At 49.2% G+C, this 9,929-nt stretch carries 8 protein-coding genes, 14 tRNA genes and 2 rRNA genes; 22 read left to right on the top strand and 2 right to left on the bottom strand.

The annotated features are described in order from the left end of the window. The 15 genes from EVJ20_RS14080 to EVJ20_RS14010 form a co-directional block, all read left to right on the top strand. Window positions 1–123: ribosomal RNA gene (locus EVJ20_RS14080) — 23S ribosomal RNA — on the top strand; the annotation flags it as partial. 94 nt (window positions 124–217) lie between these two features. Further along, window positions 218–333, top strand: a 5S ribosomal RNA gene (gene rrf / locus EVJ20_RS14075). A gap of 8 nt (window positions 334–341) precedes the next feature. Beyond that, window positions 342–416: transfer RNA gene (locus tag EVJ20_RS14070), tRNA-Asn, on the top strand. A 16-nt stretch (window positions 417–432) separates the two neighbouring features. Continuing rightward, window positions 433–523: transfer RNA gene (locus EVJ20_RS14065), tRNA-Ser, on the top strand. A gap of 19 nt (window positions 524–542) precedes the next feature. Then, window positions 543–617 (top strand) — tRNA-Glu (locus EVJ20_RS14060). A gap of 17 nt (window positions 618–634) precedes the next feature. Then, a tRNA-Met gene (locus EVJ20_RS14055) sits at window positions 635–708 on the top strand. Between the two features lie 8 nt (window positions 709–716). After that, window positions 717–792, top strand: a tRNA-Asp gene (locus EVJ20_RS14050). Window positions 793–823: 31 nt separating this feature from the next. Then, a tRNA-Phe gene (locus tag EVJ20_RS14045) sits at window positions 824–899 on the top strand. 3 nt (window positions 900–902) lie between these two features. Next, window positions 903–986: transfer RNA gene (locus tag EVJ20_RS14040), tRNA-Tyr, on the top strand. A gap of 3 nt (window positions 987–989) precedes the next feature. Continuing rightward, window positions 990–1,060: transfer RNA gene (locus tag EVJ20_RS14035), tRNA-Trp, on the top strand. A gap of 9 nt (window positions 1,061–1,069) precedes the next feature. Beyond that, window positions 1,070–1,145, top strand: a tRNA-His gene (locus EVJ20_RS14030). A gap of 6 nt (window positions 1,146–1,151) precedes the next feature. Then, window positions 1,152–1,226, top strand: a tRNA-Gln gene (locus EVJ20_RS14025). A 4-nt stretch (window positions 1,227–1,230) separates the two neighbouring features. Then, a tRNA-Gly gene (locus tag EVJ20_RS14020) sits at window positions 1,231–1,305 on the top strand. Between the two features lie 12 nt (window positions 1,306–1,317). Further along, a tRNA-Cys gene (locus EVJ20_RS14015) sits at window positions 1,318–1,391 on the top strand. Between the two features lie 9 nt (window positions 1,392–1,400). Next, window positions 1,401–1,481: transfer RNA gene (locus tag EVJ20_RS14010), tRNA-Leu, on the top strand. A 128-nt stretch (window positions 1,482–1,609) separates the two neighbouring features. On the opposite strand, the gene EVJ20_RS14005 is transcribed toward EVJ20_RS14010, so the two are convergent. After that, on the bottom strand, window positions 1,610–2,278 hold the full coding sequence (locus EVJ20_RS14005; RefSeq protein WP_131508692.1) for a DUF6241 domain-containing protein: 669 nt from the start codon (window positions 2,276–2,278) through the stop codon (window positions 1,610–1,612). A gap of 339 nt (window positions 2,279–2,617) precedes the next feature. Between EVJ20_RS14005 and EVJ20_RS14000 the strand changes: the two genes are divergently transcribed. From EVJ20_RS14000 to EVJ20_RS13980, 5 genes are all read left to right on the top strand, one after another. Further along, a tRNA-Gly gene (locus EVJ20_RS14000) sits at window positions 2,618–2,688 on the top strand. Between the two features lie 73 nt (window positions 2,689–2,761). Further along, window positions 2,762–3,910 (top strand): tRNA epoxyqueuosine(34) reductase QueG, encoded by a 1,149-nt coding sequence (queG, locus tag EVJ20_RS13995; RefSeq protein ID WP_131505299.1) that lies wholly within the window; start codon window positions 2,762–2,764, stop codon window positions 3,908–3,910. Beyond that, window positions 3,900–4,334, top strand: coding sequence for a methylated-DNA--[protein]-cysteine S-methyltransferase (locus EVJ20_RS13990; protein ID WP_070327983.1), 435 nt, complete (start codon window positions 3,900–3,902; stop codon window positions 4,332–4,334). Before queG ends, EVJ20_RS13990 begins: the two co-directional genes overlap by 11 nt. A 10-nt stretch (window positions 4,335–4,344) precedes the next feature. Next, complete coding sequence (trmL, locus tag EVJ20_RS13985; RefSeq protein ID WP_070327891.1) at window positions 4,345–4,818, top strand: tRNA (uridine(34)/cytosine(34)/5-carboxymethylaminomethyluridine(34)-2'-O)-methyltransferase TrmL; 474 nt, start codon at window positions 4,345–4,347, stop codon at window positions 4,816–4,818. Between the two features lie 228 nt (window positions 4,819–5,046). Next, window positions 5,047–5,604, top strand: coding sequence for a DUF5366 family protein (locus EVJ20_RS13980; protein WP_070327890.1), 558 nt, complete (start codon window positions 5,047–5,049; stop codon window positions 5,602–5,604). A gap of 93 nt (window positions 5,605–5,697) precedes the next feature. On the opposite strand, the gene EVJ20_RS13975 is transcribed toward EVJ20_RS13980, so the two are convergent. Next, on the bottom strand, window positions 5,698–7,485 hold the full coding sequence (locus tag EVJ20_RS13975) for a transglycosylase domain-containing protein (RefSeq protein WP_236636484.1): 1,788 nt from the start codon (window positions 7,483–7,485) through the stop codon (window positions 5,698–5,700). A gap of 152 nt (window positions 7,486–7,637) precedes the next feature. On the opposite strand from EVJ20_RS13975, the gene EVJ20_RS13970 reads away from it, so the two are divergent. Next, on the top strand, window positions 7,638–8,792 hold the full coding sequence (locus EVJ20_RS13970) for a glucose-1-phosphate adenylyltransferase (RefSeq protein WP_131508688.1): 1,155 nt from the start codon (window positions 7,638–7,640) through the stop codon (window positions 8,790–8,792). Window positions 8,793–8,826: 34 nt separating this feature from the next. Further along, window positions 8,827–9,927 carry a glucose-1-phosphate adenylyltransferase subunit GlgD gene (gene glgD / locus EVJ20_RS13965; RefSeq protein WP_131508686.1) on the top strand — a complete coding sequence of 367 codons (1,101 nt, stop codon included), beginning with the start codon at window positions 8,827–8,829 and terminating at the stop codon, window positions 9,925–9,927. Window positions 9,928–9,929 lie beyond the last annotated feature (2 nt).

The raw sequence follows: 9,929 nt of genomic DNA, 5'->3' as shown, positions 1-9,929 counted from the left end.
GATGAGATTTCCCTTTGAGCAATCAAGAAAGACCCCTCAGAGACGATGAGGTAGATAGGTCATGGGTGGAAGCACGGCGACGTGTGGAGCTGAATGATACTAATCGGTCGAGGCTTTGATCTAGAAATGGTTTGTATTGATGAATCTTCAGTTTTGAGAGTTCAATCTCTTAAAAACATATTGACGTCACTGTTAAATGATGTTAATATAATACTTGTCTGGTGGCGATAGCGAAGCGGCCACACCCGTTCCCATGCCGAACACGGAAGTTAAGCGCTTCAGCGCCGAAAGTAGTTGGGGGTCTCCCCCTGTGAGGATAGGACGTTGCCAGGCAAGATCGTTCCGCAATAGCTCAGTGGTAGAGCAACCGGCTGTTAACCGGTAGGTCGTAGGTTCAAATCCTACTTGCGGAGCCACTTTTTCTCTTTTTTTGGAGAGCTGTCCGAGTGGCCGAAGGAGCACGATTGGAATTCGTGTAGGCGGCACAACCGTCTCAAGGGTTCGAATCCCTTGCTCTCCGCCAGTTTATCCATACTAATTATGGCCCGTTGGTCAAGCGGTTAAGACACCGCCCTTTCACGGCGGTAACACGGGTTCGATTCCCGTACGGGTCACCATTTAAATTTTATATCGTCGCGGGGTGGAGCAGTCTGGTAGCTCGTTGGGCTCATAACCCAAAGGTCGTTGGTTCAAATCCAGCCCCCGCAATTATCTTTGGTCCTGTGGTGTAGCGGTTAACATGTCTGCCTGTCACGCAGAAGATCGCGGGTTCGAATCCCGTCAGGACCGCCATTTTTTTATTTAACTAAATTACTACATACATGGCTTTGTAGCTCAGTTGGTAGAGCAAAGGACTGAAAATCCTTGTGTCGGCGGTTCGATTCCGTCCAAAGCCACCATGTGGGGGGGTAGCGAAGTGGCTAAACGCGGCGGACTGTAAATCCGCTCCCTCGGGTTCGGCGGTTCGAATCCGCCCCCCCCCACCACTTAGGGGCATAGTTTAGCGGTAGAACTACGGTCTCCAAAACCGTCAGCGCGGGTTCGATTCCTGCTGCCCCTGTTTATTATGGCGATTGTGGCGAAGTGGTTAACGCACCGGATTGTGATTCCGGCATTCGAGGGTTCAATTCCCTTCAGTCGCCCCATTTTGTTGGGCTGTAGCCAAGTGGTAAGGCATCGGATTTTGATTCCGACATGCGTAGGTTCGATCCCTTCCAGCCCAGCCATTTTGCGGAAGTAGTTCAGTGGTAGAATACGACCTTGCCAAGGTCGGGGTCGCGGGTTCGAATCCCGTCTTCCGCTCCATTTAATCTCTTTGGCGCCATAGCCAAGTGGTAAGGCAGAGGACTGCAACTCCTCTATCGTCGGTTCGATTCCGACTGGCGCCTCCAACATAATATGCCGGTGTGGCGGAATTGGTAGACGCGCACGACTCAAAATCGTGTTCCTCTGGAGTGTCGGTTCGACTCCGACCACCGGTACTCAGATTTAGGTTCTAACTTATGTTAGGGCCTTTTTTGTGTCGTCCTTTTCACGAAACCATATAATTTAGTAGGCTAGTCGAACCATGAGCGATGAACGATGGTTAAAAACAACTAAAAAAGAACCATCATTCCGATGATTCTTCGGGTAGTTCGTATGAAGTGTACGTATCTTTGTCCAACGTATTTAAATACTCGGGTCCGAAATTATTCAGAATAAACAACTCTTCTTCGTTTTGGGTAGCGAGACCGTTTGAAAATCCTCGATTGGCTTGTAAAAAGTCGAGTAATTGATCCTGTTCGTCGTTCGCTTTTGAAAAATCTCCTTGAGACCAGTTGTCGAGCATCGTTCTCAAATCTTCATACACATCATTTCCGACTTTATTTTTAACTTTGAGGAGTTCAAGATAGTCAGAAGATAGCTTGATGTTCTCTGGAGTCATTGGAATCGCGCCCCATTTAGCTCGAGCAGATATTTTTTGATGTGTCATCAAGTGCATACTCTTGATTAAGTCTGTTCGGCTAGGCTTTTTTTCGTCGTATGAAACGTCTAATTCAACTCGAGTCTTTTCGGTGGAGTTTCCTCTGCGGTTGAGTGGGTCTTCTTTAGACACTTCAATTTGCAGCTCTTTGACTCGTTTAGCATATTTGTCGTCAAGGTCTTCATTTTTGACTCCCGGGCTCAAGTTCTTATAGAATGTGTAGCTGACAAAGAATACAGGTATGAGCAGTATAAACACGCTCAACAGGATAATCAGTCTCTTTGGTGTAAAAACACGCCTTAATTTTTGGGACAAAACAAATTCCTCCTATCTATGTATAATTGGATTCTAACACATTTTAAATACTATTAATTCTAAATAAGGGATTTAAATGGCATTTATAGCTGGTTCTTTCTACAAGTCTATTTCAAAGAAGGGAGAAGAATCGATGAACGCAAAAGGATCAATTATAATCGAACGATATAAAGTTGCCCATCACTTTGAAAAATTTGTCGACTGCGAATGAAAGTCTGTCTAGAACATATCGTGAAATATTTATTTGAAAAAAAACATAAAAGGGATGAATACTTGTTGACAGTTTAATAGTATAGGTGTATATTAACTGTAGTCGCTTAAACGACAACATTATTCCATGCGGGTGTAGTTTAATGGTAAAACCTCAGCCTTCCAAGCTGATGACGAGAGTTCGATTCTCTTCACCCGCTTCATATCTCTCTGCCCTTAGTGGCGGGGAGATTTTTTGTATGCGAAAATAAGAAGAGTGAGGTGATGAATGGGATGACTCCTGAGATACTAAAACAACAGATTGTCGAGTACGCTGCGTCAATCGGGATCGATGAGTTGAAAGTGACGACGGCCGATCCGTTCATCGTCATGAAACAACGGCTCATCAAACAACAAGAGAAAGGCTTCGCTTCAGGATTTGAAGAACCCGACCTTGATAAACGGACGACGCCTGAACTATTGTTAGAGGACGCCCAGTCGATCATTGCGATTGCGGTCGCCTACCCGAGCAAATTGAAAGATGCGCCCCGGAGCGTGGCGGGCGAACGGCGTGGGCTGTTCGCGCGTGCCTCGTGGGGGCTTGACTATCATCGCGCCGTCGGCTCACGGCTTGAACAGCTTCAAGCGTATATCGAAGAACTCGTTCCCGGCGTCAAAACGCGCTCGATGGTCGACACGGGTGAACTTGTCGATCGGGCTGTGGCCGAACGGGCCGGAATCGGATTTAGTGGGAAAAATTGTTCGATCATTTCGCCGGAGAAGGGATCTTACCTGTACTTGGGGGAGATGATTTTAGACACGTATCTGCCGCCCGATACAGCAATCGAGGACGGGTGCGGGGACTGTGATAAATGCATGACCGCCTGTCCGACGACAGCGCTCGTTGAACCGGGTGTGCTTGACGCCAAGCGCTGCATCGCTTACTTGACCCAGATGAAGACGCTCATGCCGCGAGAGTTCCGCTCGCAGCTTGGCGGACGCCTTTACGGCTGTGATACGTGCCAACAAGTCTGTCCATATAACCGTAAGAAAGATTGGCGCCATCATGAAGAGCTGTTGCCGGAGGCAGAAGTCGTCAAACCGCTGCTCGAACCGTTGCTCAGCTTGAGTAACCGCGAGTTCAAGGCGAAGTTTGGTCACTTGTCCGGTTCGTGGCGCGGCAAGAAGCCGATTCAACGTAACGCGATCTTAGCGCTCGCACATTACCGTGAACCGTCAGCCGTCTCGGTGCTCGAAACATTCATTCAAACCGATGAGCGTGAAGACATGCGGGCGACGGCTGTTTGGGCGATCGGCGCGATTCTCGGTACTGACGCCGAAGCAATCTATCAAGAGATTGAACGCGTAGAGCAATCAGAACTAGTTAAAGAAGAGATTCGTATATTCCGAGAGGAGTGGGAACGTGAAGACCGTGTCATCTAAATGGGGAACGTTATCATACGAATTAAATGAGCAGGGGAAATTAATCGCGTTAGATTTTGCGGAAACAGAACAGGCAGATGGGAGCGCACCGGTGTGGCTCGTCGACATGATCGAACGGGTCGAACGGGAAGGGCTCCAAGAAATTGACCGCGTGTGGATTGATATGAACGGGACGGTTTTCCAACAAGAAGTGTGGGATGCGTTGTTGACGATCCCGTCTGGTGAGACGCGGACGTATAAACAAATCGCGGAACAGATTGGACGTCCGAAAGCAGTCCGTGCCGTCGGCCAGGCGTTGAACCGTAATCCGCTGCCTGTCATCTTCCCGTGCCATCGTGTCGTCGGTAGCAGCGGACAGCTCACGGGTTTTGCGGGCGGGCTCGATCAAAAACAACGATTACTCGATATCGAACAAGTGAAGTGAGGAATAGATTATGGCTAACCATGTAGTAATGTTTCAACCGGAAATCCCGGCAAATACGGGCAACGTCTCGCGGACGTGTGCGGCAACGAACTCGGTGCTCCATCTGATTCGTCCGCTCGGCTTCTCGACGGATGACAAGATGTTAAAACGGGCCGGCCTCGACTATTGGCAGTTCGTCGACGTCCGTTACCATGACTCGCTTGACGAACTATGGGCACAACATCCGGACGGCGAATTTTTCTATATTACAAAGTACGGCGAACAGTATCCGAGTGACCTTGACGTGTCTGACGTCGAGAAGGACTATTTCTTCGTCTTCGGACGTGAGACGAAAGGTTTGCCGATGGAAGTGATCGAGGACAACCTTGACCGCTGCATCCGCTTGCCCCAGTCAAACCTCGTCCGTTCGCTCAACGTCTCGAACACGGCAGCCATCATCGTCTATGAGGCACTGCGCCAGCAAAGCTATGCGGGATTAAAGTAAGAAAAAAGAGCCCGATTCGTGAGAATCGCGGCTCTTATTGATTGCCTTCAGGTTTTCTGTTGTATCCTGCTGTTAAGATTGCCGCAAGGAAGACGACGCTGATTCCGACCATTAGTAATAAACCCATTTAAAAATCCCCCTTTTGTTCTCCGTGACTACGAATATTATAATATACTTGATAATAGATTTGCACTGAATATGAGAAATTCTTGTGAAATGAGAGCCTATATGAAAACAAATGTGTACTTGTTAAGCTACGCCCCGTTGATTGGGATCATTCTTTTTTCGATGTCACTCGCTATCGCCACGTCTGAATACGCCATTCAATGGCTGACGCGTGTCGGGGTGTATAGTGAAATCATCGCGCTGTTGTCTGTTCAAGAGACGAAGATCCTCGTGCTCGTCATGTTCTTCACGATATACTTCATGCTGTTTAGCGCCTTTAAACTCGTCGCCGATACGTTCAACCAACTCGGTTTCGCATTTTTTGCGCGTGAGACGAACGGGAGCTCGCTCCATCGCTTAAAGCCAGGAGCAACGATTTTCTTGGTCGGTTCAGGTGTCAGTTTTTTGTTTTTGACTTCACTGCCGGCAGCGGTTGCGGTCTTGCTTGGCACGTTTGTCGTCTATTTATTCTACTATATTTGGCAAGTCAGTCAGTTGATGTCGACACTTCGGGCAATCGGGCTCTTGTTGATTCAAGCGATGATGTGGGCGATTCTTTTAAGTGGGCTCGTCTGGGCGCTCCTCAGGCTGTTTAATTCGGTCGGGGATATCATCTTATGAACGCTGTGACAGGAGAAGAGTGGCTGGTCCATCTGGAAACATACAGACAGACGAAACAAGGCTAGAGGACGCGTCCTCTAGCCTTGTTGTTTTTTAACGGTGCGCTTCTGTCCAAATGATGGCCGGGTACGCCCGGTTGGCAAGCTCCGGGAACGGACGCGGCGTGTCGGCACCGAGCCAAATCGCCGTGATCGTTTGATCGGTCAAGCCGACATACCACATGTCCTTATGCGAGTTGGTCGTGCCGGTCTTGCCTCCGATGTAAGGGCGCTTGATCTGGCCGGCGTAACGTCCCGTTCCGTACGTTGTGACGGCAGATAACGCTTCTTGCATCGCCGAGGCCGTCTCGTCCGACCAGACGGCTTGTTTCATCATGCCCGGGCTGATTGTCGGGGCGCCCGAAGCAAAGCGGATTTCTTTAATCGTCTGACCAGATACGTACACACCTTTATTGAGAAAAGGCGTGTACGCGGCAGCGAGTTCCTTCGGAGATACTCCTTGTGTCAGACCGCCGAGCGCGCTCGCGAGATTGCTGTCCTTGGCTGGATCCCACTGGCTGAACATCATGTCGGCCGTCTCGTACGCTCGCTCTTGGTCGATTGCCGTGAACGCGGCGAGTGCCGGGGTGTTATACGAGTAAGCGACCGTATCTTGGAGCGTGACGTCGCCCAGGACACGGTTGCCACTGTTCGTCGGGCAATACGTCCCGTAACAGACAGGTCGTCCGTCAAGCACCGTATCGAGCTTCGCTCCGGTCTCTTCGATGTAAGGCGCAAACACAAGGACAGGTTTTATAGCCGAGCCCGGCTGCCGGTACGCTTGGGTGGCCCGGTTGAATTCACCACTCTGCTTCATCTCAGAATCGACGAGGGCGACGATGCGCCCGTTCGGCGTCAATTCGGCATAGCCGCCGTTCAAGCCGTTCGGTAAGCGGCTCATCACTTGTTTCGCTTGGTTTTGACGTTCGACGGACAAATACGTTTCGACTGTCGCTTTATTGCTCGCCAAGTAGTTTTTGGCCGCCTCTTCATCGAGATCATAACGTGTACGGACGAGGCGGACCGCGTCTTTCATGACCGTGTCCATATAGTCTGGATAGCGGACTTTGTGGCTGCGATAAGAGGCCTTGAGTTTGACGCCGTGAAACGCATCATATGCTTGCTTTGATAGGACGCCCGCATCTCTCAATTGCGTGAGGATGCGATCTTTACGCTCGTAAAAGGAAGCCGACGGGTCAAGCGGATCGTAAAGGGACGGATTGTTCGGCACGGTCAGCAAGTAAGCGATCTGGTTCCAGTTCAAATCGTCGAGTGGACGAGAGAAGTACGTATCGGCCGCCGACTGGATACCATAGACGTTATGACCGAAGAAAATGACGTTGCTGTAGGCGGTCATAATTTCTTTTTTACTATAATTTTTTTCGAGCGCTCGCGCGATCATTAATTCCTTTACTTTGCGCTCATACGTCCGTTCGTGCGTTAAATATTCATTCCGGGCCAGTTGTTGGGTAATCGTGCTCCCGCCTTGGACCGACGATTCATTGGCGTTATTGATGAACGCTCGGGCAATCCCTCCGATGTCGTAGCCGGGATGGGCGTTGAACTTCCGGTCCTCAATGACGATGATTGCTTCACGGATGTGATTCGGAAGCCCATCGACGGAGACGTCGTTGCGGCGACCGTTCAAGTACAACTGTTCCGTCCCTCCTTTATAAGTCAGCATGACAGCATGTTTCGATGAGAGCGGAGTGGAGCTGACGGCCTCTTCACCCCACGCGACAATCGTTTTCGCTTGGTCAATCTCTTCTTTTAAAGCTCCGCTGACTGTGAAGCCGACGGCAACCAATCCAGCAATAAACACAACCCCGAGCCATGCTCTCATCGTCTCACCTCTTTCTCTATTCATTATATCGTCAATCTTTCGATAAAATTCAAAATGTAAACGCTATCATATAATAATTTAAGCAGGAATACATTAGGAAACAGCGAAAAAGGGTATTAGAGGTTTATATTATGAATTTAGGAGGCAGTACTATGAAGCAAGAAATGGTTGCGATGCTCCTCGCTGGCGGGGAAGGCAAAAGACTTGGGCCTCTCACAAGGAAGACGGCAAAGCCTGCCGTCAACTTTGGAGGGAAGTACCGGATCATCGATTTCCCACTATCGAACTGTACGAATTCGGGAATCACGACAGTCGGTGTGTTGACACAATATGAGCCGTTAGAATTAAACCGTTACCTCGGCATCGGGTCTGCCTGGGATTTAGATCGCCGCAATGGCGGATTAGCTATCCTGCCACCATACCAAGCTCAGTCGGGGAAAAACTGGTACGAAGGTACTGCGAATGCGATCTATCGGAACTTGAGCTATATCGATGACTACGATCCGGAGTACGTGTTGATCTTATCGGGAGATCACATTTACAAAATGGATTACGAGAAGATGCTCGATTTCCACAAAGAAAAACAAGCCGATGTGACGATTTCAGTCATGGCCGTCCCATGGGATGAAGCACCGCGTTTCGGGATCTTGAATACGGGCGATGATTTGCGTATTAACGAATTCGATGAAAAGCCTGAGAAGCCGAAGAGCAACTTGGCGTCGATGGGGATCTACATCTTCAACTGGAAAGTGTTGCGCGAACACTTGATTCAAGACGCGGAAGACGAGACGTCAAGCTTTGACTTCGGGAAGAACATCATTCCAAACACGCTCCTCGATGGATTGAACGTCTTTGCCTATAAATTCAAAGGCTACTGGAAAGACGTCGGTACGATCCAGTCGCTATGGGAAGCGAACATGGACCTTCTCGAAGAAGATCCACCGTTCGATTTATATGACCCAGACTTTAAAATTTACTCGGTCAACCCGAACCAAACGCCGCAATTCATCGGAAAAGATGCTTGTGTCGAGCAGTCGGTCATCAATGAAGGATGCCGGATCGAAGGAGAAGTCCAACATTCAGTCTTGTTCTATGACGTACGTATCGGCGAAGGGTCGCTCGTGAAAGACTCCGTCATCATGCCAGGGGCCCGCATCGGGAAAGACGTTACAATTCATCGAGCCATTGTTGCCAGCTGTGCCGTCATTGAAGACGGCGCGACAGTTGGTGAGCCGGGGGGTGACATCGTTGTCATCGAGCCGCATGAAAATATCGAAAGTGGAACAGTCTTCAAGCAACGTGCTTGATTATAAAATAGACCGACGCAAGGAGGCGTTATTGTTGACGAATGATTTGTTAGGAATCATCAACTTAGGTACCGAAGAGGGGTTATTACCGGAGTTAACGGGACATCGCAACTTAGCATCTGTCCCGTTCTCGGGGCGCTATCGTCTCATCGACTTTACATTAACGAATATGATTACCCAAGGTATCGATCAAGTTGGGATTTTTACACTTGATAAGTATAGTTCTTTAATGGACCATTTGGGATCAGGCAAAGAGTGGGATCTTGACCGCTCACAAGGCGGGTTGCATATCTTCCCGCCGGCGCTTAAACCGGATGGCGAAGCCTATCTCGGAGATTTAGCGAACTTCTCGATGCATCGGGAACACTTCGTGCGCAGTAAACAAGCTTACGTTGTCATTACCGGCTCGAACGTGTTGACGACGATCGATTATCAAAACATGCTCGAACATCATAAATCGATAGGTGCGGACATCACGCTCGCTTACACGGAGCATGAACAAAAATGTGGCTACTGTCGTCCGATTCGACTCGGGGAGAACGACCGTGTCGTCGGAATCGGGGAGCGCGGCTTTAGTCCGGACGATGAGCATGCATACACGGAAACAATCGTCATGTCGAAAAACTTATTCCTTCGCCTCGTCGATGAAGCGACGTCAAAAGGGGAGTATGACTTGTTAGACGGCGTTATTCGTCCTCAACTCCACCGTCTCCACGTTCATGGATATCACTATACGGGTAAAATGCAGGTGATTCACTCGGTGCTTTCATACTATAATGAAAGTATGCGCTTACTTCGCCAAGAAGGAATCATCTACGACTTCCCTCATATTTACACGAAGATCAAACATGAGCCGCCGACTCGCTACTTGAAAGGGTCGAAAGTGAATGAAGCGCTAGTCGCCAATGGATGTAAAATCAGTGGAGAAGTCCAAACTAGCATTTTGTTCCGGGGTGTGGTCATCAGTGAACATGCGCGCGTCAAAAATTCAATCATTTTATCCAAGTCGATCATCGAAGAAGGAGCTGTCGTCGAGAACGCCATTTTAGACAAAGAAGTGGTCGTGAAACGTGGACAGGTCATTCGTGGAACGGTCGATGAACCGATCGTCATCAGAAAACGGACAACGGTTTAAAG

The organism is Exiguobacterium sp. SH0S1, from assembly GCF_004337165.1.
GTDB classification, from domain to species: domain Bacteria; phylum Bacillota; class Bacilli; order Exiguobacteriales; family Exiguobacteriaceae; genus Exiguobacterium; species Exiguobacterium aurantiacum_A.
This window is presented reverse-complemented; position numbering and strand designations above follow the sequence as displayed.